The organism is Carboxylicivirga marina (assembly GCF_016612505.1).
Taxonomy (GTDB): Bacteria; Bacteroidota; Bacteroidia; order Bacteroidales; family Marinilabiliaceae; genus Carboxylicivirga; species Carboxylicivirga marina.
This window is the reverse complement of record NZ_JAENRR010000029.1, coordinates 1-25,651: the sequence shown is the minus strand read 5'-3', so window position 1 is coordinate 25,651 and position 25,651 is coordinate 1. Positions and strand designations below refer to the sequence as shown.

Below are 25,651 nucleotides of genomic sequence, written 5' to 3'. Positions count from 1 at the left end.
TATAACTTTTTATTACTGTACTATAAAGGGGAAATCCATTCATGGATTTCCTCTTTTTGTTATAATTACAAATTGAAATTATCACACGTTGATGAAAAGAGTGAGGGAATTTAAGACTTCTTAAAATATTTACTCTCGCTTGTTTTCTGAAAATAACGACTGTCTGCCTGCCCATAATTATCTGATTGATTTATGGTATTAGCTTTGGCTGTATTTTTAGTCGTATCGGGGTCGTCGCTTAAGTAAACAGTACCTTCATCCGGGTCGTTAATGGCTAGTACCTGTCCCAGTTCCTCAGGTAATCCAAGTTCCGAAGCACTCTTCCATTGCCCACAACCAAAAACCGCTATAGTTTCGCCTGCCTCTAATATGCCTTCCTTGTAACGCAATGTTTTGTTAAAGCCCAACATATTCTCACTTTCATAGCCTTTGTTGTTCAGGTAGCGCTCAAGGGCCTGACTGGCATCATTCATAAATCCCGATCTGAATTTTCTATCTTGCACAATGTAGCTTTTGACATGTTTGCTACTTATATAGGCGCATTCGCTGCCATCACGAATAAGGTACTCGCCTGATACTTCTTCCTCGATCAAAGTTTTCCAGCGAGAGTTTTTCCCAGATGAAACCTCCTGTTCAACATGCGCATAATAATACGCACATTTACGGCCTGATAATGGAGCTGTCAACGCTTGGTCCACTAGCTCAACCTGACCGACTATTTTTGCTGTATCGCCATTTCTAAATTGAGAAAGTTTCTTTAGTTCGGCTTTTTTGAGTTTGCGCTTTATGATGGCTTTTTTACTAAAGAATATCGCTAGGATAAAAATAACTACAATGACCGTAATGATGATAATAACGATTGGTTCGTTCATGCTAGAAAATTAAAGGCTATAAGCCTGGTTTTGAATTTTTGATTGTGAGTAATGCAATGTACGGGTCATTGTTTTATTTCGCTTAGTCAATACTAAAATATAAATTCTGATTGATTAATGCCATAGTTTTTTGAGCTGATGGATGCTAGTAATTGGAATACGAATTAATTTGAGAATCCAGGTAGGTAGTATATGGCCGTTATTTGATACATGATAACAATACACAGCGTTAATCTAATTTTTTTAGGAGTGTATATTACTGTATTTTAATTTTGTAGCTTAGTTAATTTTCACTTAATTCGTGTGTCCTATAGTTTTCTTTTATCGTAATTTTGAATGAAGAAATATTCGCTTTATAAGCGTCTGCTGAGAGGCTGTGTTGTTGATGTTACTGTTGTTTTGAGACAGTCAAGATATCTTTTTTTAATGCTGGTTGCTATGTGCGCTGTGAGAGTGGCAGGGCAAGATAGTGTGAGGATTAAACAAACTTATCAATACTCTTTGATGGAATTATCGCAATTAAAAACCATCACAGGATCTATAAAAGAGGTGGAGGTAACAAAGTCGCCTTCCAACATTACAGTTATTACCCAAAAGATGATTGAAGATCGTGGATATCAAACATTGGTTGATGTTTGTCAGGATATTCCGGGCTTTGATTTTATGCTCTACAATGAAGGTAATGGCGAATATCCAACACATAATATGAATCGTGGAATTGGTGAAGTTGGAAATTCAGAAGTGTTGGTAATGGTCGATGGTATTGTACAAAACAACATTAGTTTTAATTGGTCTTATTTGTGGACCTATGAAAATATGTTAATCGATATTGAACGGATTGAAATAGTGCAGGGGCCGGGTTCGGTTGTTTATGGTGCTCAGGCATTTACTGGTATTATCCATTTAATTACAAAATCGAATCATGAAACAGTAGTGGTGAAGTCATTTGTAGGCTCAGACAATACTCGTGGTGCTGATGTTTTGATAGGGTCTAAGCTTGGAGAATCGCTACATCTGTCAATGGCTGTACATAGTATGTTTTCAAAAGGTGATATGGGGCTTAATCGGTATGATCCTGGTTCGTATTTTAAAAATCATCGATACCCGGCATATTTCACCACAGATTACAATTACGAAGGTGATATGCTGTATGATCAGCCAAATACATCGTATGGAGGTAAAACCATTCCTGAAGGATTTAATACAACTCAGTCGAGCTTTTCATTAAGAGGTAAACTGCATTATAAAAATTCAACAATAGGAGTTTTTTACAGTGATTACATCCGCGCATATGGTCCAACCATTGTGGCTTACGAATATGATTTAATCGATAAGGAGAATACATCGCATTATCGAAATTTTCATACCTATTTTAATAATACAACCGATGTTGGAAGTAAATTACAAGTTCATTCATCGCTTGTGTTCAGAGGTACTAACATTATTCCTGACGGAGGATTTAAATACTTATACCGATTTCCAAACCTTCGGAAAAGCTATGGGGCCTATTCTTATCAGGCATATATAGAAGAACGTTTGATTTGGGATTTTGATAATAATAGTCACTTTTCATTAGGACTGAAAGGGAGTATCAGTCGTAAAAGCGATCGTATAGTTTCGCTAGGAACTTATCCAAATGATAAAAATTCAACTCCTTCATCGTGGGATGAAGCCATAAAGGAGGATGGTAGTTTAAATGTACCCAAATCATATCCTTTATTTACGGTTAATGAAGTGGCTGTTTTTGGCTTATGGGATAAGCAATGGAAAAAGATGAGTTATTCTGTTGGCTTGCGATACGATTATAGTTCCGAATTTGGTAGTATTCTTAACCCCAGAATGACATTTGATTATAATCCATCGGAATATTTTGGTGTGAAATTGCTGTACGGAAAAGCGTTTAGGCAGCCCAGTATTTTTGAATTAAGCAATGAATTTAGAGGGAATCCAAACCTTTCTCCCCAAAAGATTCACACTTATGAACTGGAATTGAGGAGTATGATGTTAAACGAGCGCTTGTCAATAAAAGCAAACACCTTTCTTTCAGAAGTAGATGAGTTGATTGGTAAAGTTAGCGACCCAACATCGTTATCGGGCGAACGATTTGAAAATATAGACCAAATAACCATTACAGGCTTATCGGTCGACTTATCATGGCAGTTACATAAGCAATTACGTTATTATTCGAACTATAATTACCTTGTTGGCCTTAATAAAGAGGGGATGTATGCCATTAACCGTACATCCAAACATAAAGTAAATGCTGGTTTGAATGCGTTGTTTTTGAACGATAGGTTAACAAGTGATATACGTCTGAATTGGGTTGGTAAGCGCAAGGCCCCGGAAGAAAACAGATGGATACAAACCTATGAAGGTGGATATGCTCCTTCTTATATGAAAGTGAACATGGCTCTTTCATACAATATTATTCCTAATTTAAAATTGCAGCTTGTGGTGAACAACTTATTAGATGAACAGTTCTATGGGATGGGAAGAGAGACTGGCTCAGCGTATGCCGAAGACTATAATTTCGAAACGAACATAAATCCGGAAGGATTAATTCCGGCCTATCATCCACAGCCAGGCAGAATATTTCTGATTAATTTGATATGGAAACAGCCAACAAAAATGTTTAATCGAGATTCTGAAAAGATTTAAGTTGTTAAATTTATAGGCAATAAAAGCTGTTTGAGGTTGTTAATCAGGTCAATATCTATTTATTATCACGATATTGAAGTTCAGAAAAATTTCCTCGGGCAAAATAATAGTAAAAATGAGAGTTCCCTTAATCAATAATAGATGAATATAGCAGATGTATAAAAAGAAATTCTGTCATATAGTTATTATGATGCTGCTGTTTATCGTTAATGGAGCAATGGATATACGGGCTCAGGAAATTGAACGAAGTGAACTTGTCGGGGCCTATACTTTTAATTTTGCCAGGCTTTCTTCATCAGAAATGCAAAGGAGCCTGCCAACCTACAATATCGCATTACTGACTGAAGAAGAATCACTTGTTCATGAATTCAAAGCAATTGAATCAACGCTTAAAATCAATGATAAGAAGATTAAGCTAAAGGTTGATAAGAGTGTCAAAAGCAACTACAACCAGTGCTGCATGGTGGTTGTTGGCGACGATAAGCAAAAGTACTACGATGCCATATTTGAGATGACAAAAGGCAAAGATATTATATTGGTGTGCATAAATTATCCGAATCCCCGCAATATCTTGTTTAATATCTATGACACACCAGATGGAAATATCTTATTCGAAATTAACAAGGGAAATATTTATCAACGAAATATTAGCATAAAAAAAGAGATTGAATTGATGGGAGGCACAGAGGTGGATGTTAAAGAACTTTACCTTCAGGCGCAAGAGAAGCTTGTAGATACTGAAAAACAACTACATTACCTCAAGGCCGATATTGATAGTGCTAATCAGTTGATTGACTCATCTGAAAAAGAGATAAACAACTATAAGAAAGAGATAGTTGAATATGCAAAAACGATGAATCAGCAAAAACAAGAGCTTAACCAACTACAAAATAAAAGTGCGGTTCTTTCTGATAAACTGAGTTCTCAGAATGAAGAAGTGGTAAACAGTAAGAAAGACCTTGCAGCCTTTCAAGATAGTTTGAGCCTGTTGAAATATGAACTGAAATTTTCGAGCGAAGAAATTGAGAATAATAGAAGGATTCTTCTTGAACAACGGGATGAGATAAATTCAAAAGAACTGGTGCTTCATGAAAAGAATAAGGTGATAGGTAAGCAAAAGATGACCGTTGTGGCTTTTATTGCCGGCTTTATTATTACGCTTACCATTTTAATTTTACTTTATAGGAGTGAAAAACAGAAGCGTCAACAAAATAAGTTATTAGCTCAAAAAACGCAGGAACTTGAAAAATTGAATAGTACAAAGGATAAACTATTCAGAATTATCTCGCATGACCTGCTAAGTCCTTTCTCCGGTATGCTGGGTATTTCAAATATCCTGGACCTTAACTATGACGAATTGAAAGATAGTGAAAGGAAAGATTATATAGGTTTGATTAATAATGAGATGGAAAATTACCTGAAGCTCTTAAATAATTTATTAGAGTGGTCTAAGCTTCAGACCGATGATATTAAGTTTTCACCAACAGTATGTAAGCTCGAAGATATTATTCAGTCTGAGATCAATAATGTCAATATTAGTGCATCTCATAAAAGTATTAAAGTCAGATTTGAAAACGAGAAACAATATCTGGTGTTGGCTGATTGTAATATGATTTCAATAATGGTGAGGAATCTGTTGATGAATGCCATTAAATATAGTGATAAAAACAGTGTTGTTGAGGTTAAATGCACTAAGAAAACCAATGAGAAAGGCAAAATGTTAACTGAAGTTTCAGTCATCGATAACGGAATTGGCTTTGATGAGAAGCGATTGAAGATGGCTTTAGCCGAAGGAGTGATGAGTTCTCAGCCAGGCACCAGTGGTGAAAAAGGTACCGGTTTAGGCTTGTTTCTTTGTAATGAGTTTGCTGAAAAGCATGGTCATCAACTGAAAATAGAATCAAGCACTGGAAAAGGAAGTAAAATTAGCTTTTCATTAGAGACGCAAAACTAGCGTAATCATATTTCTTATGAATGACTCATCTCTGCAAAAATGAGTTTTAAACTTGACAGTTATAAAGTGTAATTAACTATATTGGTGAATTGATTAAAATGATGCCAATATGAGAAAACTAGCAATTACATCACTGATTTTAATTCTTAACTTACCATTACTGTTTTCTGGTAACCTTCTTCATAATAATTATTTGCGAAAAGGCATGAGCCTTAATGGTCGTTGGCATTATATTGTCGATATGTATGAGACTGGTTATTATAATTATCGTTGGCAACCCCATGATGGTTCTGAAAATCCGGGAGCAGGCGCTTTTTATCTAAATATGAAGCCGAAAGATAAGATGGATTTGGTGGAATATGACTTTGATGCATCACCAAGTATGCTGGTTCCAGGAGATTGGAATTCGCAAGAAGAGAAATTGTTTTATTACGAAGGAACACTATGGTATAAAAAGTCTTTTGATGTGGATGATTACGATAACTCCAAACGATATTATTTGCATTTTGGAGCAGTTAACTATCGAGCTGACGTTTATGTCAATGGAAAGAAACTTGGGACCCACAAAGGAGGGTTCACACCTTTTAATTTTGAAATGACACATGTGTTAAGGGCAAAAGATAATTTTGTAGTTGTGCGTGTTGATAACAAAAGAGCTGCCGATGAGGTGCCCACTTTGAATACCGATTGGTGGAATTATGGTGGTATAACGCGCGATGTCACTGTTTATGCACTTAGCAAGACTTTTATTGAAGATTACAGTATTCAGCTGGATAAGGAGAATAACAAGTTGTTAAAAGGATATATTCAACTTAATGGTAAAGAAAATGCCAATGCCAAAGTGCATGTGAAAATACCTGAACTTAAGATAAACAAAGGATTTACAAGCAATGCCAATGGTAAGGTTGAAGTGTCAATACCTGTTAGAAAACTTGATTACTGGAGTGATACCAATCCGAAATTATACGAAGTAAATATTGAGAGCGATAGTGATGCGATTACTGATAAAATTGGTTTTCGACAAATAAGTACGCAAGGCTCAGATATACTATTGAATGGTGACAAAGTGTTTTTGAAAGGCATCTGCATTCATGAGGAGAATGTGATGCGCGGTGGCCGTGCTTACTCAATGGAAGATGCTAAAATATTGTTGGGTTGGGCCAAAGAGCTAGGGTGTAATTTTGTGCGTTTGGCTCACTATCCTCACAATGAGAATATGGTTCGTCTGGCCGATGAACTGGGACTTCTGGTTTGGGAAGAAAATCCGGTTTACTGGACCATTCAGTGGGATAATACCGAAACATATAAAAAAGCGGAGACACAGTTAAAAGAGTTGATTTCAAGAGATAAAAACAGAGCTTCAGTAATCATCTGGTCAATGGCCAATGAAACGCCTCAAAGTAATGCACGATTCGAATTCTTATCTAAACTGGCCGAAACAACCCGAAGACTCGATGATACAAGGCTTATAAGTGCTGCACTTGAGGACCATGGTAAACAAGAGAATCCGAACAGTATGGTGGTGGAAGATAAGTTTGCTGATGTGGTTGATGTGTTAAGTTTTAATCAGTATTATGGCTGGTATGGTGGTGACATTGAGAATATTAAAAATATTCGTTGGGAGATTGATATGGATAAACCAATTATTATCTCAGAATTTGGAGCCGGTGCTTTACAGGGTTTTCATGCTGATAGTCTGACGAGATGGAGTGAGGAGTTTCAGGATTTATTGTATCGCGAAACCTTGCCTACATTGGCTAAAATCCCACAGTTGAGCGGTATAACACCATGGATTTTAGCAGATTTTCGCTCGCCACGTCGAATGCTGATACCTTATCAAAATGGATGGAACCGTAAAGGCTTAATCTCAGAAACAGGTAATCGAAAAAAGGCATTCTTCACACTTCAGAAGTTTTATTCTGAATTAGGGGAGTCTGAGTAGATATGATTTTATTATTTATAGTAGAACGCAGCATGTAGCTCGTTAAGCATTTCTTTTAAGGGCAGGTGCTTCGGTACTTTTGAGAAATCAATTTTATCAATGGCCTCTTTTGTTGCAAAAACACCAGGCACCCAATGGTTTGGTGTTTTTAGCTCCTTGTAGCGATAGCGAGCAAAGTCAAGCAAATCGTAACATTTCCACAGCTTTCGCCAGTGGAGTAATAATGGAATGTCCAAGTCAGACGGGTCGTTGTTTAGAGTATAGGCATCAAACGAAGCATAAGGGTCGTCATTAATCATATCATTAAGGTCGTTCAAAGCAATTTTATCGGCTTCCTTGTTAGATGAAGTGAAGATGCCGTTCATCTCATCAAAATGTGCCGCTTCGGTCATACCAAAAGATAGCGTATGGATGGCTTCGTTATTTAAACAAAAACGCGCATTCCATTGAATGGGAGTGGCATGTGGAATTGCTTTTCTTATTTTTTCAGGTGCTTTATAAAGTTGCCCTCCTTTGTCATTTGGTGAGATTATAAACACACCTATGTCCTTCTTTTTTGCCAATTGCAAGGCCGCTTCATTACGCTGATAGAAATAATAGTAATGGAGGTTAACAAACTCAAATAGATCCGTTGATATAGCTTGTTGAATGGTTTCAAGGGAACCATGCGTGCTAAAGCCAACATGTTTAATAATTCCTTCTTCTTTCATCTTGAGCAGTTCCTCAACAGCTCCTCCTGTTTTGCACGAAGAAGTTAGCAACTCCGGCGTGTTGATGCCATGCCAGCCATAAAAATCCAGATAATCAGTTTGTAGTGTTCTTAGTTGCTCTTTCACCAATCGACGTGTTTCATCTGCCGTTTTAGGGTTGCCTTTGGTCATCAGGAAATAAGATGAGCGGTCGATGTTCAATTCCTGATTTAAAGTACGACCAAAAACGGTTTCACTCTTAACGTAGCCATGTGCTGTCTCAAAATGATTGATGCCATATTTAATAGCTAAATCAACAATTTGATTGCAATGCTCCTGCGTTTCTCTCGGGATATCTGTGCGTGGCTCTTCCCATACTTTTGAAAATCGCATACCTCCTAATGTGATGGCACTGATGTGTTTGTTGGTTTTACCGAAACGCCTGTATTCCATGATTAGATTCCTGAGATTAATTATAGCCCGCAAAAGTAGCAAGACTTAAGGAGTTGACAAATCAGATGTGATTAGGTTCATTAATAAAGAGATCTAATAATCAATATCAGCACTTAATTACTACATTATGCTTGGTGCAATATCATTAATACATGGTATTTGCGTAACGCTTATCAAGTGAATTGCGTTTTAAAGATCTAGGTTTGCTATTTTTTACAGTCAGATTAATGTAATAATTTACCTACTTTTACCGTTGGGAAATAATTGAATACGGGAAAATATAGTTGTAATTTACGTTCATTGATGACTAAAGACAATGAAGCACATATAATTAATGAATTACAGCAAGGGGATAAAAACGCTTTTAAATCGTTCTATTTAAAATATTACAAGTTGTTTCGTTCATTTGCTGATAATTTCGATCTTAGTTCTGATATTTTAGATGATGTAGTACAAGAGTCTTTTATAAAATATTGGGAGCGATGTGAGCAATTTGCATCAATTGAAATGATTAAGGGCTATTTATACAGTACGATAAGAAATCAGTGTATTAATCACTTAAAGCATAAGCAGGTAAGGGTAAAGCATGTTGATGCACAATTAAAAGAAATGACTTCACATGAGTTCTTTTATGACAAAATAGTTAAAGAAGAAGTGCATGCCGAGCTTTATGAGCAGATTGAAACATTAGGAACAAAAGCCAAACAGGTTCTTTATTTAAGTCTTAAAGGACTAAAGAATGAGGAGATTGCAAGTCAATTAGAAATAGGAACGGAAACAGTCAAAACTCACAAAAAAAGAGCATACAAGATTCTTCGTTCGAAATTGAAAAATATTCGGTTGATTATAAGTTTTTTATCGGTTTAATAAGCTAATGTTCTTGTTGATAAAAGAAGCTGAATAGTGACACCTAATTCAAACATTAAGATATATGTGAACTGCTTAGGTATTTTTAATATCAGTAGTTAAGTGTGAAGAAAGAAAAAAAATAGAAATATATGACATCTAATGTACCCCAAAAGTAATGGATGACTGTTTTACTATATGAGATGGAAATGAACAAAGTCATAAAAGCGTTAAGGTTAGGTAATCTGATTGGTCGAAATCACTCGGGTCAGGCAACTGATAAAGAGCTTGATAGTTTCTCAGATTGGCTAAATAAATCTGAGGTAAATCAGGAGCGATATAACGATATTGTAAGAGAAGACAATATTCACAACTCATTCGAAAAATATAGTAAATACGATTCGCAAGCTAAATGGGAGTCCATTGAGCCAAAGCTAAGCCCTAAAGGTCGTCGCATTGAGCTTAAGACATTTATCAAATATGTCGCTGCTATTGTCTTACCTATACTTATTACAACTACAGTTGTTTTGTTGAATAAAAATGGCGCTAACAGTTCGGGATTAGCTTCAAAAGTAGAAGTTAAGAATACCCAAAAAGAAACGGTTCTTTTGACTTTAGCTGATGGTTCTCAGGTGGATGTCAATAATTTGCAGCAGGATTTCATAACAGAAAGTAATGGTGTGAAAATTGAGAATCGTACAGATGATGTACTGGCCTACAACAATAATGAAGATCCTATAGAGGAAATAATGTACAATACACTGGAGGTGCCAATTGGCGGACGTTATAGTATTGTATTAAGTGATGGTACAAAAGTTTGGTTAAACTCGAAGAGTTCATTGAAATTTCCAGTTCAGTTTGGTCGGGAATCAAGAGAAGTTCATTTGCACGGAGAAGGATATTTTGAAGTAGCTAAAAACGAAAATAGTCCTTTTAAAGTTCATACCTCCAAAGGTCTTGTTGAAGTATTAGGTACCGAGTTTAATGTGTCGGATTATTATGACGATGACTATAGTGCTGTTACACTGGTAGAGGGAGCTGTGAAGGTGGCTAATAATAAAGAGGCAGTAATATTGAAGCCTGGGGAACAGTCTTTAATATTCGATGTCAATAAACATATTGTTAGTCAGGAGGTTGACCCGAATTTTTATATTAGTTGGACAAAAGGTGTGTTTGAGTTCGATAATCAGAATCTGGATTACATCTTACGAAAATTAGCTCGTTGGTATGATGTGTCCATTACTTATGACCATATTGTCCTCAAAGAGCTTCGTTTTACTGGAGCTGTTGAAAGTAAGGACGATATCGAAATAATTTTAAACAGGATAGAACACACCTGCGGTGTTTATTTTGAAATTTCAGATTCAGGAATAAGGGTAAAGCAAGAATAAAATAATCAGGTAGGGAATACTATCTTTTTTTGAAATAAAATCTATTGTATAAATTATGAAGCTGAGAAAATTGTTAAATTTTTCCTCAAGGTCAAATTCATACAAATTAAAGACTGTTGCATTTTTTGTATGCAGCATGTTTTTTATTTGGAATGCATCTGCCCAGAATTCATTGGAAAAGAAAGTTACTTTAAGCGTCAAAAAAGAATTGCTTAAAAATGTCTTTCAGACTATTAAGGAGCAAACAGGAGTGTATTTTGTGTACAACGATGATTTGTTAAGTGGTACAAAGCCAGTTACAATTAATGTGAAGAATGAAAGCATTAAAGATGTTCTCGAATTAGCCTTACTTGATCAGGCTTTGACCTATAAGTTTGAAGATAATTATGTAATTATTTCAAAAGAAGACCAGCAGCAACCAGATAAAGTTATTATCAAAGGAACTGTTCTTGATGGAAAAACAAGCGAAGTGATACCTGGGGTGAATGTATATGCCTCAGGTACTTTTGGTGGTGGTATAAGCGATTTTGATGGTAATTTTGAAATATCTGTTTCTGGTAATGCAAAGAAAATTGTTTTTTCCTTTATTGGATATGAAGCGAAAGAAGTTGATATTTCTGAATTTACAAAAAAGAGTGTGACTATTTATCTCGAAACAAAGGATGAAGGGCTTGACGAGGTCGTTGTCAATGGATTTTTTGAACAAAGTAAAAGCAGTAATACAGGTTCTGTTACCAGCATAAAAAGTGAAGATTTATTGGAAGTATCCAATACCAATGTATTTGATGCTTTAGTAACCCTAACTCCGGGTATGTACATGGTGGAACAGCCTGCTATGGGTTCTAACCCTAACCACATACCAGAATTGGTTATACGTGGTACAACATCACTGGCATCAGAGGGTGAACAGGGTTTAAATGCCCCTTTGATTGTGATTGATGGCGTTGAAGCGAACATGCAAATGTTGTACGACATGGACATCAATGATATTGAACGTGCTGACATTTTGAAAGATGCATCTGCTACAGCTTTGTATGGAGAGCGTGCTGCCAATGGGGTGATTGTGATTCAGCGTAAGAAGAACACAACCAAAGAAGTGAGAGCCCGCTATAATTTCGTACCTAAAATGCAGTTTGCCGATTTAACATCCTTTGACTTTACCAATGCGGAAGAGAAGTTGGAGTTTGAGCGCTTGGCCGGTCTGTATGAGTCGAGCGATGGACGCTATGATCAAACTTACCTGAATAAACATCAAACTGTAAGTAAAGGCGGTGACTATGACTGGATGGCGCAGCCTATACGAAACGCTTATTCATTTACCCACTCACTGGCTGTAAGCGGTGGTGGTGAAAAAATGTTTTATGGTATAAATGGAAACTTTAATCAGCAATATGGGGTGATGAAGGGTGACCACCGTTACAATTATGGTCTGGGCTTTAATTTTAACTATCGCTTAAATGATAAGTTAAGCCTGAACTGGCGTACCAATATCATGCAGACCAACAGCAAGGATTCACCTTATGGACGTTTCTCTAACTATGTGCAGATGAATCCTTACACCCCTTTTACCAATGCGCAAGGTGAGTATGATCAGTACATTTATTTTTACCACAATGGGGAAACACAAGGGGAAACAATTAATCCTTTATATGATGCCATGAATACAAGCTCTTTTGAAAAATCAAAAAGTAAAAGTATTCAAAACTCTTTGGCCGGACGATGGACCGTAAATGATAATTTCTTTGTAACAGGAAATATCAATTATACGGTGGGTGATTCAAGATCTGATAATTTTACTTCACCAAATTCTGTTGATTTTTACGAAACGGCTTATGGCCAGCCAAAAGGTCGGTATTCTATCAATGGAGGAGAATCCAATACGATAGGTGGTCAGGTTGTTGGTAACTATAATTTCCGATTTGGTTCGAAGGGTACCATCCTTTCTCTACGTGGAGGGGCGAACTACAATTCCAGTTCCGATAGAGGCTTTGGCGTTGTAGGTGTCGGTTTCGCCAAAGATCGTTTGAATGACCTGGGTTTTGCCTCTGAGTACCCTCAGAGTGGTCAGCCGGTAGGAGAGGAAAGTCGCGATGTGACCATCGGATGGTTTGGTAATGTGAATTATAGTTTTCGTAATCGCTACTTTGCCGATGTGAATTACCGGGTAAGTGGTTCTTCTCAATTTGGTAAAAATAATCGCTATGCACCTTTCTGGTCACTTGGGGGTGGTTATAATATCCATAATGAGAACTGGTTCCGTGTATCATGGGTCAACATATTACGATTGCGTTTATCTTTAGGGGTAACGGGTAGTGTCAACTTCCCATCCTACATGTCCTTAACAACCTATGAATACGATAACCGTTACAGCTATCATTATAGTTTGGGGGCACTACCTATTACATTAGGAAACCCGGATTTAACCTGGCAAACAACCTACGATTATAATGTGGGGATGAATGCATCACTATTTAAAAATCGTCTGGACTTACAATTTAACTATTACGAGCAACATACTAAAGATATGTTAATTGCTTTGAGTTTACCACCATCCAATGGAATTCGTAATGCCAAAACGAACCTGGGTGAGATGAAGAACTGGGGTTATGAATATTCCCTGTCAGGTGTTGTTATTAAGAAGAAAGACTTAATGTGGCGCTTAACCATTAATGGTGGTTATAATGGCAATACCATAACCAAGTTAAGTGATGCCTTGCGTTCTCAGAATGAAAGTGCCAATGCCAGTTCAACAGGGTCTGACGCACCAGTTGTCCTATTTAACGAAGGCGAATCCAGTTCAGCTATTTACACAGTGATGTCGGCAGGTATTGATCCAGCCACAGGGCAGGAAATATTTATTACGCGTAATGGCGACTATACCTTTGATTATAACCCACAAGATAAAGTAGCCTATGGTGATACCAATCCACTCCTGAGAGGTGCTATGACCTCTAATTTAAAATACAAAGGTTTCACTTTAATGCTGGCAACTTCTTATACCTATGGTGGAGAAATATACAATGGAACCTTAGCCAATAAGGTAGAATATGTGAACCCTCGCCAGAACGTTGATCGAAGGGCTTATAGTGAACGCTGGAAACAACCAGGTGATGTTACTGCTTTTAGAGGAATTCCTGAATTTAACAACACAAAATTCCATTCATCGAGGTATGTACAAACCAAAAATGAAATCCATTTGTCCAGAATCAATTTAGCTTACGATTTCAAGCCAGGCGCCTTGAGCAAGATTGGTTTTAAGAAACTAAGGCTTGGTTTTGGTTTAAATGACATAGCTCGCCTATCGACTGTTAAGTTTGAGCGAGGAACAAGCTACCCATTCGCCAGAAGCTTCGATTTCACCTTTAGTCCAACATTTTAATCCTAAAATCATGAAATATAGTTTATATATCATATCAGGTCTATTATTACTCTTCACATCCTGTGAGAATTTACTGGACATAACACCAAAATCCGAGATTGCAGCGGAGGAATTATTTGAAGATGTGGAAGGATTTGAAGACGCCATGTACGGTATCTATTCACAAATGCAAGAAGACTTTTTGTATGGCCGTTTTTTTCAAGTAGTGCCCGATGTGCTGGCTCAGTATTATGAGTATGGGGGAGAGTACGAGAAATTTATGTCTTATGAGTATTCGAGTGATGCCAATGTGCAAATGCAGATGAATAAAGCATGGACAGACGCCTACACTTTGCTTGGTCAGGTGAATAGTTTGCTTGACAATGCTGACAAAGATTTTGATGATATCAATTATGATTTGGTGCGTGGCGAAGCATTAGGTGTGCGAGCTTTTATTCATTTCGATTTATTGCGTTTGTTTGCAGTTGATATCCGATCCAATTCTGATTTAAAAAGCAGGGCTATACCCTATGCTGAAAACTACACCTTAAATCAGATTCCATTTTACTCAGTGGAAGAGGTATATGAAAAGGTAATTAATGATTTATTGGAAGCTGAACAGTTGCTTGCCTACGATACAGAAATATTCGCCGATTATCCGCGAGATGCTACAAGTATCAGTGGTGAGGGTTTTCTATACGCACGAGAGACACACTTTAACCTGCATGCAGCTCAAGCTACTCTGGCCAGAGTGTATTGGATGAAAGGGGACATGGGTAAGGCCCTATTATACGCTGAAAAAGTGATTAACTCTGGTAAGTTTTCATTGGTTAATACGACCTTGGAGATGGAAAATCTGGTAGCTGGACGTATTAATGGCATAGAAAGCATATGGGGTGTTTATTCACAAAGGAATATTAGCTCTTTGTATTTGGGAGCAAGTAGTTTGTATGTGCAGGCCAGTGTTAAAGATATGTTTATTGCTGAAGATACCCGAAACGATGCCTGGTTTCAGGATGCTGAAACAAAGGTGCAGTTGAAAAAAATGGTGAATCGGGATTTATCCAATGATCCACTGGATTTGCCAGATTATCCTGAATTAGGTCTGAGTATGCTGCGTTACCCCGAAATGTTACTTATTGCGGCAGAAGCATTGGTGGTAAGCAACCCGGAACAGTCACGCCTTTACTTTGATACCTTACTTGAGGCACGTGGCCTAAGCAAGTTTGCCGATAGGGAGCCTGTGCAGAATGTGACTCTTGAAGATATTAAGACGGAATATGCAAAAGAACTGATCGGTGAAGGCCAAAACTGGTTTAGCATGAAGCGCGATAACCGAATCATTGATAGCCCTATTGGTGAAGTAAATGGCGATGCTATTTACACCTTACCAATTCCATATGATGAATTATCCTACCGTTAACTATAATGGAATAGCATTTAATTTAACTGTTACAAAATGAAACAACAATATATATATCAATTTTCGGCTTGGCTATTAACGGCCTTTGCCTTTTTATTCACAGCTTGTGAACAGGATTTGCAGTTTTACGATGTAAATCAGAAAGATGGTGTGTACTTTAATACCTTGGATGAAGAAGCACCAGATAGCCTCTATGCTTCGTTTGGGCCTGAAGGCGGTAGTGTTCTTGATTTTTCACTGCCCTTGCAGATGTTGGGTACACCAAAAGCTGGTGAACGTCCGGTGCAATACCGCATCGACTCAGAACGTTCAACGGCTGTAGAAGGGATTAATTTCACCATTGGAGAAGCTTTAATGGGTAAGGATGAGGTGCAAGCGCAGCTCCCTCTTACTTTTATGGTACAGCCAGGAAATGAAGAAGACGATACGATTTATGATTTGGTTTTGATTCTTGAAGAAAATGAGCATTTCCGTCCCATGATGAGCGATACCTTGAAGGTTTCTTTTTATGGTTTAGTGGGACAACCCGACTTTTGGGTAGATAGGGTTTTCGGCCCTTATTCACCAGCTCTGCTAGGTAAATTCTTTGAGTTGTTCCGAGCTATGGAAAACAAAGTGCCAACTATTTACGCAGATATTATCCGCGATTACGGCTATTACATTGATGTGGATAATATTGATGGCGATTACATCTATCCAGGTGAACCTTTCTATAAGTTCTATAAAAAAGTGTTCATTAACTATGTATTCCTGGATCTTTATCAGCACTATCAGGACAACCCTACCGATGGAGTATCAGTTCCTCATCCGGATACCTGGGATAATTAACGAGTGTGCAGCATTGTAAAGCATCAATGATTAATCATTTAATTATGACATCAATGAAAAAAAATATCAAATATATAGCAAAACAAATTGTATTGGTATTCGGAATCATCCTTATTGTATCGGGTTGTTTTAAGGACGATACGACTTTAGCTAATAAGGAAGTGCCATTAATAGAAGTGGAAACCGATAAAACGGAATTTAATATTGGAATAGGTGAGTATGTTACCATCGATCCGCAGGCAACCCAAACATTCGGAAGTCAGGAACTTATTTACGAATGGGCTCTGATTGAAGATGAGGAGTTGGAAGTAATAAGTGAGGAGGCTGTGTTAAGCTACCAGTTTATAGGTTTGGGAACTCACCATATACGCTTAAAGGTAACAAACGATGATGGTGGAATTATTCAGGATTACACTGTTAATGTGGTTACACCCTATCAGGAAGGACTTATTGTATTAGGTACCAATGTGCAAGGGCAATCTGATTTGTCGTTTCTTAAAGTCCTGACACCTGAAGAGGAAGAAGAAGGACTAGAAGCCGCTTTTGAAATAGGTGTGTTTTCAAAAATTAATACAGGCTACACTTTGTCCAAGGCAGTTGATATGGATTTTACCGAAGAGCGAATTAGTATCAGCACCCAGGAGAATGGCACTATTTGGATGCTCGATAGTCGAACCTTAACAGTTATTAGCGAAGAAGCCTATGGGGGTAAGTTTCCGGGTTTCTCACCGCTTAAACTAACAGGACGGCAACATATCAGAGATGGCGTCATGGGTGATCGCCAATGGAACGATAACTATATCTTATCAGCTGATGGACGCGTTTATGGTTATTCGAGCAGTTTTAACGAGGTATTTGAAACCGTACGACTAGAAAACAGTGTAAACTACTCCATTGTGCATAGTAACGAATACAATATTTATTTCGGACAAGATAGGGAGCCATTCTATAACTGTCTATTGTATGCTGCCGATACCGAAAATGATGTTGTCTATTACATGGGAGACTCAGGTTCTGCTGCCTATAACAACTCCGGAGCCCTTTTCAATAATGCAGGAATAGATATTGTTAACATCGTCTCTAAAGGAACAGGAGATTCTTATGATAATTTATTTGTGATTGGCCGTGGCAAAGAAGATAATAGTAACCAGGTTTATGTGGTGTTACTACAGCATAATTATGCAACCAAGGTTAACGGTTATTATGTATATGAACAGGCAGAGGAATTAAGTATTGATGAAAGCACTGATTTAAAATACAACTTAAAATACAATCGAGTCTATTATTTTAACGATAATAAAGTGTACCAATGGTACGCTACTAAAAATTCAAATGAGCCCCTGCCTACTATCGATGATACAGTGCTTGAGTTAGATGCAGGATTAGAAATTACCTGCATGGAATACAGCGAAGATTTATCGCTGATGTATTTAGGCGTTAATAATCCTGCCTTAGGCGAAATGTCTGGCTGTGTGTATGTATACGATATCCTAAGCATGCAATTGGTAAATAAATACGAAGGCATTGCTTATAAACCCGTGAATGTATTTTACAAAACTAAATAAAAACACTTAAAGACATATAATGAAAACAATTATCAAGCAATTAAACATACTGACCATCTTTGCTTTAATAGCTATGATGGGAGTGGGATGTACACCACAGCCAACAACTTTTAAAATAATTAAAGGTGAAGAAGGTGTTTATCTCCCTTTCATACAGGTAGAGAAAGAACGAGTTGAAGTTGAGTTTAATGAGAATAAAGAATTTAACTTGGATGTGACAGGTTTTGAAACGCCTTTTACAGTGCGTTATCATGCCGGAGGTAAAATGAAAAATGCTTACGTGTCAGCAGGTAGCTCACAAGTCATAATATTGTCAAAAACGGATGCACAACACACCGGTGATAATGCTGCATATGCTGAATATTTAAATGCCAGAAAAGTAGCACAGGCTGAATTGTTAAGTACCGATGGTGTAACGGAAGCCATTGCTAAAGTGAGAGCGATTATTAAGCAGAATATAGAAGAATTACACAGTCATGATTTAGGTGATGTTTTTAATGCTCTGCAAGAAACCAATTTTACCTATTTGGGTGGCATCAAGTTTATGAGCTGGTTAAAGAACTTACCTAATGTAAAAGAGCTGGGTGATGACGATGCAAGCATTCAGTTTGTGACTGACCTGCTTAGCAAGAAGGGTGTAATGACACCTACTTATCAGGACTATGCAGGTGCTGCCATACCGTTTTTGGCTGTTAGAAAATTAGATGAGCCGTGGGGTTATGACGAGTATATAGAAGCTGTCATTAAGATGACCGTAAATACTGTTGAGCGCGATGGAGGCAAAGATCAGATGATCAATTACTATATAGGCAGACATATAAAATATGTAGGCGTGAATGGGGTGAAGCCAGTGGTGGAGTTGGCCAGAACCAAGATAACAAATCCCGAGGAATTGGAGAAACTAAATACCTTGTATGCGAAATGGGAGCACCTTGAGCCAGGTAATAAAGTGCCAAACTGGACATTTAAGTCCATCGATGATAAAGAAGTGTCTTTATCTGATTTTAAAGGTAAATATGTGTACATCGATCTTTGGGCCACCTGGTGTACTCCTTGTGTAAAGGAAATCCCATATATACAGGAACTGGAGAAAGAATTCCATGGTCAGGACATTGTTTTTGTGGGAATTTCGCGAGATGAGGATGTTGAAAAATGGAAAAACAAAGTAGTAAAGGATAATTTACAAGGTATTCAGGTCAATGAAGGTGGTAATGTAGAATTTGCAAACTTTCTAAATATAACCAGTATACCTCGTTTTGTTTTGATTGGTAAAGATGGTGAAATGTTAAATGCAGTTTGTTCACGACCATCCGATCCTAAAACACGCACTTTATTAACGAACTTATTAAAAAACTAGTCCAATGAATTTAGCTAAATATCTAATAGTACTAGTATTGCCGCTTTTTTTTGCCTGCCAAAAGAGCACCACCGTTAGCATTACCTTAGATCCAAGTGAATGTGGAAAAGATCAGGCTTGTATCGTTTATAACGATAAAAATTACAATTTTGTAGAAAATGAAGAAGGAGAGCTTTCGGTTGTAGTTCCGGAAGTTAACTATCCGACCTATTGCCGTGTGAAAGTAAAGAAAATGTCTAAGGAATTGTTTCTGACGCCAGGGGCTGTTTTCACCGCAAAACCCAACTTTACAACAAAAGATCCACTTCAAAGGCTTACTGGTAGCGGCGATAATAGAGTGGAAAACAATTATCTGAATGCCCGTTCTAATTATCGGTATACTGAGAAATATTTTATTTTTACTGAAGAGGAGTTTACCGAGGGATTGGAAGGTTTTATAAATGGGCAAATAGCTGAATTAGAAGCTCAGGATTTGAATAAAGTGTTTACTGTGGTGGAAGGACAACGTCTTAGATTTTCTGCCCTGCAAACATTCCTGGCCTATTACAAGTATCGTAAGTACAAGGATGCTAATTTAACTTTTACACCTGTCATAGAGGATTACATTATGGGTTGCTTGAAGTCCAATGAGAAATTTTGCTTTCTGGATGAGTACAAGACGATGGCTGGTGCTGCTTCTAAAATATTTGCTACTAACGGACAAGAAGTAGATGTTCATAAAAATATTGTTCAAACGGTTCATTACATTGTTTCCCACTTCACGAATGAGAAACTGATTAACGGCCTGATCAATCATTTCGCCACTGATTACATTCAAGAATACAGTGTGAGTAGTGGAGGCGAATTGATTAATTTTTACAATCAGAACGTGACTGATGAACTAATGAAAAAGGAGTTTGCTCTCCTAATTGAAGAAAAAACAAGATTAGCAAAAGGACAGCCTTCACCAATATTCAATTACCCCGATGTGGATGGCAATATGGTGAGCTTAACGGATTTTAAAGGTAAAGCGGTATACATTGACCTTTGGGCAACCTGGTGCGGGCCTTGTTGTAAAGAGATCCCATACATCAAAGCTTTGGAACACGAACTGGAAGGAAAAAACATCGTATTTGTTAGCATATCAATGGATAAGGATGTAAAGAAGTGGAAAGCAATGTTAGAAAGTCAGAAAATGGGTGGCGTGCAATTAAATTTTGATGGCAACAGAGATTTTTCTAAGGCTTACGACTCCAAATCCATTCCACGTTTTATTTTGATTGATGCCGATGGAAATATCGTGGATTCCAATGCACCGCGTCCATCTGATCCAAAGTTAAAGGATATGTTGAGAACGCTGTTATAGTTATTAAATATTTTAAGTATATAAACAATGAAGAATTTAAAGTTTATAGTACTGTTACTGGCCGTTATTACGATGTATAGCTGTAACAATGTGCCAAAGGAAACCATCATTGAGGTTGATGATGCTGGAGAAAATGGAGGAAGATTACTACTGGATATCCTGGAAACCTCTATCGAGTTAGAAAGGGATAAGGAAGGTATTGCTAAAGTAAATCTCGATATGATTGATGAACCTTGTTTAGCTTTGGTGCATATCGGAAGTGTAGTTAAGTATATCTATATCGAGCCTGGGGATTATGTCAAAGTGAAGATTGGTGAGAAGAGAGAATTCAGCTATGATGGGGATCAATCAGCAGTGAACGCTTTTCTTTTGGAGCGAGTTCCAATGGGTATCAATTCAGAAGATTATGATGGTTCGATAGCAGATTTTAAGAAAGCTTTTGATAAGGCGATAGAAGGCTATTCAGAGCTTATTGCTTCAAAACCTGAGTTAAAAGATGCTGCATCTGTTTTGATACAAAATCGGATATATACGATATGGCGTGTTGCTATTATTAAGTATACCGAGCGAAATGATCATTTATCAAAAGAGGAGCTGGCCTTTATTCTTCAATTTTTACAAACGCAAAATGCAACAGCTTTTAACTGCAGAAACTCAATTGATGCCATAGATAGAGGTATTAAACTTTTAGGTTTGCACGGATTTAATAAATCTTCTAGAGATATTCAGTGGGATGAAGGTACAGAAAGCAAACTTAATTGGTTAGATAACAACATCACTGATACTGATATTAAGCAGCACTTCACCCACTCTATGATGATGCAATACTTGACTTATAATGGTGTTGATAAAGGCAAAGATTTTTATAAATATTATCGAGAAACCGTTACTAAAAAAGCTTTCCTGGACGAGTTTAATACCAAGTTCGACGAGTTGAATAAAATTCAGAAAGGAAGAGTTTGCCCTGACTTCAAATACATTGATGTGAATGGTGAACAAAGAAGTTTTGAAGAGTTTAAAGGTAAATACATCTATATTGATTTATGGGCTACCTGGTGTGGTAAGTGTGTGGCTCAATTCCCGTATTTAAAAGAACTAAAGGAAAAATATAAAAACAATAATATTGCGTTTGTTGGTCTTAATAATGATAGAACACATGCCATAATGATTAACTATATGAAGGAAAACAATATGCATGGCGAGCAATGGTATTTAGGTCAGAATACCGAGTTTTATGATTTCTTCAATATTGTTGGTCAGCCACGTTTTATTTTACTGGATCGCGAAGGTAAAATATACGATTCTTATATGCCTAGAGCGGATCAAATGGATCAAATTACCAGCTACTTCGATCAACTGGAAGGTATTTAGTAATCAGCGTGTATCCAAAACGAAGACAATTCATACAAGATAAAAATCCTCTTCCCTCTGCCATTGTGGCAGGGGGGAGTACCACGCCAAAGGCGTGGGGGTGGGGGCAATATCAGCTTAAAGGTTTCAAGAATAATTATACTTACCCTTGACTCGAATTAAAAGAGAAAATGAAAAACTTAAACATACTCGTACTACTTATTGCACTAATTGGAGCATACAGTTGCAGTAACGCACCTAAAACAACAACAGTAGAACTACATGTTGGTGACCTCAAAAGTCGCTTATATCTTACTGCACTTAATGAACAACATGACTTGTTTCAAGACTCAGAAGGATTTGCCAAAATTGAGTTGAACCATATTACGGAACCATGTTTTGCAAATGTCAAATTCGGAGTGACAAAACAAATATATTTGGAGCCGGGTAATCATATTGTGGTTAAGTATAATGGTCCTGGGGATATTCGTTATGAAGGTGATCAGGCAGAGGTTAATACCTTTCTTAATGAACGTGCACCACTTCCCTTTACAGAGGAAATGTATAGTTTAGCTCTGCCCGAATTTATGCAAGCCTTTGATAGGGCCACAGAAAAGTATGCCGAATTGGTGAATTCAAAATCCGAATTAGCTACTTGCGCCTCAATGCTAAAGGAAAATAAATATTACGATCATTGGACAGTTGCTATCATTAAGTATTTTGCAGCAAAGCCTAGTTTGTCTAAGGAAGAATATGCACGATTATTACAGTTTCTTCAGGAACAAGATGCACAGTCTTCTCGTTTTACGTCTTCTCCAGATGCAATAAACAGATGTATCACCGCTTTGTACAAACAAGATGAACCGAATTACAGATCATACAGCTGGGATAAAGGAACTACTCTAAAACTAAATTGGCTGAATAAAAATATCAATGATAGAACCATTAAGCAGCATTTTATACATACGGCTGTTGACTTGTACATCACCTATGCCGGTACTAATAAAGGTGGCGAAATTTTTAAAGCCTACAAGGCAACGGTAGATGATAAAACTTTACTGGATAAATTTGATAAGAAGGTAAATGAGTTTAAAAATATAGTCAAAGGGAGTCCGGTGCCTGAATTTAAATTCCAGGATGCCAATGGGCAATCAAGATCACTTGAAGAATTTAAAGGCAAATATGTATACATTGACCTGTGGGCAACCTGGTGTGGCCACTGTATCGAACAATTCCCCTACTTAAAAGAATTGAAGAAGGAATATAAGCATAATAACATCGTCTTCCTGGGAGTCAATAACGATAGAAAGCTTAAGTCTTTTACCAACTATGTTGAGAAACACAAGTTAGAAGGTGAGCAGTGGTATGTAGGACAAGATAAGATCTTTAGTGAGTTCTTCCACATTGCAAGCCAACCGCGCTTTATTCTTCTGGATCCACAAGGAAGAATTTACGATGCGCACATGTTAAGACCGGATAATACGGAAGCATTAAAAAGCTACCTTGATCAACTGGAAGGTATTTAACAGTATACTGTTCGGGAATCAAATTCAAAATTATAAATAGGTGTGAAAATCATCAGAATAGGTGTTTCATTGCTTGAGAAACGGACAGTTAAAAGTACTATTAATAAAAAATAAACTTATACGCATATTTGGTTATGTGTAGTAAATTGATAATTTATGAATGCGTTAAGAACCCTGCTATTACTTGTTTCAGTCTTTGCAATGTACAGTTGTAATACACCTTCAAAGTCAACCAAAGTTGAATTAATTGTTGGTGAATTTAAAAGTCGTCTTTATGTTAATGTGTTAAATCAACGATTTGATTTGTTTAAAGATTCAACTGGTGTAGCGACAATTGATCTGGATGTTATTACAGCGCCTTGTTTTGCGGTGGTAGAAGTAGGAGCTATAGCGAAGGAAATTTATCTGGAGCCGGGAAATCATGTGAGAATTACCAGAAAGAGTGCTCAGGAAATATATTTTGAAGGCGATCAGGCAAATGTCAATGCGTTCCTTAATGAAAGGACACCAATTGCTATTCCGTCGGAGCTGTATCAATCCCCACTGGCCGATTTTATGAAAGCTTTTGATAAGGCAGCAGAATCGTATGCCAGACTTGTTAATTCTAAACCTGAGCTAAAGCATTGTGCAGAAATGTTAACGCAAAACAGAAACTATTTAAGGTGGAGGATAGCAATCATTAAGTATTTCAGTAGTCAGCAGAAGTTGTCAAAGGAAGGGCATTCAATATTAAAGCAGTTCCTTCGGGAGCAAAATAAACAGTCTTACCGTTTTAGGCCGGCACCAGATGCAATCGATAGATGTATCACCGCCTTGTATCAACAAGACGAACCCGATTATAAAAACCATAGCTGGGATTATGGTACAGGTATAAAAATAAAATGGCTTGAGGAAAATATTAATGATAGCTACATCAAGCAGAATTTTATACATGCAGCTGTTGACGCCTATATTGCCTATGCCGGAATTGATAAAGGCGATGATATTTTTCAACTCTACACGGAAACTGTAGATAATCAAACATTGCTGGATAAGTTTAATAAGAAGTTGGATGTGTATAAGAAAATGTCCAAAGGGAGTGAGGTGCCGGAATTTAAATTTCAGGATGCCAATGGGCAGACAAGACTTCTTAACGAATTTAAAGGTAAATATGTTTATATAGATCTTTGGGCAACCTGGTGTGGCGCCTGCATAGCCCAATTTCCATACCTTGAAGAATTGAAGAAGGAATATAAAGATAACAACATTGTGTTTTTGGGACTGAATACTGATATGAAATTCTCATATTTTACCGGGTATGTAGAAAAGCATAAAATACCTGGTCATCAATGGTATATAGGTCGAAATGATGCTTTTGACGAGTTTTTTAAAGTTTGGAGTCAACCGCGCTTTATTCTTCTGGATCCACAAGGAAAAATACATGATGCACACATGTTAAGAGCTGATAAACCTGAAGCATTAAAAAGTTATTTAAATAAATTAGAGGGTATTTAAATAACCTTCTCTGTAATAGATATATAATAAACGCAGCTTTAAAAGGCTGCGTTTGTTGTAAATGCCTGTTGGTTATATGATACCAATTCTTTTTCAAAGTGAGACTTTTTCAGAAACTTTGAAATTACAATAGCTTGTCCCGTATCAAACGGGAGTAAATGCTGATACATCAATAAAGAGACTTAGCCAATCGCAGTTAGAGATACGGCTCATTTTATTGAATAATACCAAATGTATTACAAAACGCGCCTTAAGCCGTTTTGCTAATTACATTGGTTAATGCCGATATTACATTAATTGAGTTTTATAAGCGAAGTGAAATAAGGCTCATTTTAATGTTTAATCGGTATAATCGGTGTGAGATGCAAGAGCTTATGGATTCAATAGTATGCGTCATACTCTGCTCCATCAATACAATTCAACTCCGCTGGAGTTGGTTTTATGAATTATGACATGTTCTATAAACATATGATGCCGCTGGCATCAATCATAGCTATTTATCATCTCAACAAGATTAAATATAACTGACATTTCCCATGTCTATTAGGCAGCACTTGAAAGCTGCATTTCTATTAGCCTGAAGATTTTGTTGTCTTCGGG

16 protein-coding genes are annotated in these 25,651 nt (G+C 37.1%); 14 read left to right on the top strand and 2 right to left on the bottom strand.

The annotated features are described in order from the left end of the window. Nucleotides 1–110: 110 nt before the first annotated feature. Nucleotides 111–872: a hypothetical protein gene (locus JIV24_RS12775; RefSeq protein ID WP_200465441.1), complete on the bottom strand. Its 762-nt coding sequence runs from the start codon at nucleotides 870–872 to the stop codon at nucleotides 111–113. Nucleotides 873–1,208: 336 nt separating this feature from the next. On the opposite strand from JIV24_RS12775, the gene JIV24_RS12770 reads away from it, so the two are divergent. The 3 genes from JIV24_RS12770 to JIV24_RS12760 all read left to right on the top strand — a co-directional run bounded on the left by JIV24_RS12770 (nucleotide 1,209) and on the right by JIV24_RS12760 (nucleotide 7,426). Further along, complete coding sequence (locus JIV24_RS12770) at nucleotides 1,209–3,530, top strand: TonB-dependent receptor plug domain-containing protein (protein ID WP_200465440.1); 2,322 nt, start codon at nucleotides 1,209–1,211, stop codon at nucleotides 3,528–3,530. 154 nt (nucleotides 3,531–3,684) lie between these two features. Next, nucleotides 3,685–5,484 (top strand): sensor histidine kinase, encoded by a 1,800-nt coding sequence (locus JIV24_RS12765; protein WP_200465439.1) that lies wholly within the window; start codon nucleotides 3,685–3,687, stop codon nucleotides 5,482–5,484. Between the two features lie 109 nt (nucleotides 5,485–5,593). Beyond that, entirely contained in the window at nucleotides 5,594–7,426 is a 1,833-nt protein-coding gene (locus tag JIV24_RS12760) for a glycoside hydrolase family 2 protein (protein WP_200465438.1), read from the top strand. Nucleotides 7,427–7,437: 11 nt separating this feature from the next. Here JIV24_RS12760 and JIV24_RS12755 read toward each other — a convergent pair whose 3' ends face one another. Then, nucleotides 7,438–8,568 (bottom strand): aldo/keto reductase, encoded by a 1,131-nt coding sequence (locus JIV24_RS12755; protein WP_200465437.1) that lies wholly within the window; start codon nucleotides 8,566–8,568, stop codon nucleotides 7,438–7,440. 303 nt (nucleotides 8,569–8,871) lie between these two features. Between JIV24_RS12755 and JIV24_RS12750 the strand changes: the two genes are divergently transcribed. The 11 genes from JIV24_RS12750 to JIV24_RS12700 all read left to right on the top strand — a co-directional run bounded on the left by JIV24_RS12750 (nucleotide 8,872) and on the right by JIV24_RS12700 (nucleotide 25,051). Beyond that, nucleotides 8,872–9,435, top strand: a complete 564-nt coding sequence (locus JIV24_RS12750; protein ID WP_200465436.1) for an RNA polymerase sigma factor — start codon at nucleotides 8,872–8,874, stop codon at nucleotides 9,433–9,435. 161 nt (nucleotides 9,436–9,596) lie between these two features. Next, entirely contained in the window at nucleotides 9,597–10,805 is a 1,209-nt protein-coding gene (locus tag JIV24_RS12745; protein ID WP_200465435.1) for a FecR family protein, read from the top strand. A gap of 172 nt (nucleotides 10,806–10,977) precedes the next feature. Then, nucleotides 10,978–14,184 (top strand): SusC/RagA family TonB-linked outer membrane protein, encoded by a 3,207-nt coding sequence (locus JIV24_RS12740; RefSeq protein ID WP_234445824.1) that lies wholly within the window; start codon nucleotides 10,978–10,980, stop codon nucleotides 14,182–14,184. 10 nt (nucleotides 14,185–14,194) lie between these two features. Then, on the top strand, nucleotides 14,195–15,586 hold the full coding sequence (locus JIV24_RS12735; RefSeq protein ID WP_200465433.1) for a RagB/SusD family nutrient uptake outer membrane protein: 1,392 nt from the start codon (nucleotides 14,195–14,197) through the stop codon (nucleotides 15,584–15,586). Nucleotides 15,587–15,622: 36 nt separating this feature from the next. Continuing rightward, complete coding sequence (locus JIV24_RS12730) at nucleotides 15,623–16,414, top strand: DUF4843 domain-containing protein (protein WP_200465432.1); 792 nt, start codon at nucleotides 15,623–15,625, stop codon at nucleotides 16,412–16,414. Between the two features lie 53 nt (nucleotides 16,415–16,467). Further along, nucleotides 16,468–17,979: a PKD-like family lipoprotein gene (locus JIV24_RS12725; protein ID WP_200465431.1), complete on the top strand. Its 1,512-nt coding sequence runs from the start codon at nucleotides 16,468–16,470 to the stop codon at nucleotides 17,977–17,979. A 19-nt stretch (nucleotides 17,980–17,998) separates the two neighbouring features. Further along, nucleotides 17,999–19,336 (top strand): TlpA family protein disulfide reductase, encoded by a 1,338-nt coding sequence (locus JIV24_RS12720; RefSeq protein WP_200465430.1) that lies wholly within the window; start codon nucleotides 17,999–18,001, stop codon nucleotides 19,334–19,336. Nucleotides 19,337–19,340: 4 nt separating this feature from the next. Further along, nucleotides 19,341–20,681 carry a TlpA family protein disulfide reductase gene (locus JIV24_RS12715; protein WP_200465429.1) on the top strand — a complete coding sequence of 447 codons (1,341 nt, stop codon included), beginning with the start codon at nucleotides 19,341–19,343 and terminating at the stop codon, nucleotides 20,679–20,681. A 27-nt stretch (nucleotides 20,682–20,708) separates the two neighbouring features. Next, on the top strand, nucleotides 20,709–22,052 hold the full coding sequence (locus JIV24_RS12710) for a TlpA family protein disulfide reductase (RefSeq protein ID WP_200465428.1): 1,344 nt from the start codon (nucleotides 20,709–20,711) through the stop codon (nucleotides 22,050–22,052). 170 nt (nucleotides 22,053–22,222) lie between these two features. After that, nucleotides 22,223–23,557 (top strand): TlpA family protein disulfide reductase, encoded by a 1,335-nt coding sequence (locus tag JIV24_RS12705; RefSeq protein WP_200465427.1) that lies wholly within the window; start codon nucleotides 22,223–22,225, stop codon nucleotides 23,555–23,557. A 156-nt stretch (nucleotides 23,558–23,713) separates the two neighbouring features. Continuing rightward, on the top strand, nucleotides 23,714–25,051 hold the full coding sequence (locus JIV24_RS12700) for a TlpA family protein disulfide reductase (RefSeq protein ID WP_200465426.1): 1,338 nt from the start codon (nucleotides 23,714–23,716) through the stop codon (nucleotides 25,049–25,051). Nucleotides 25,052–25,651 lie beyond the last annotated feature (600 nt).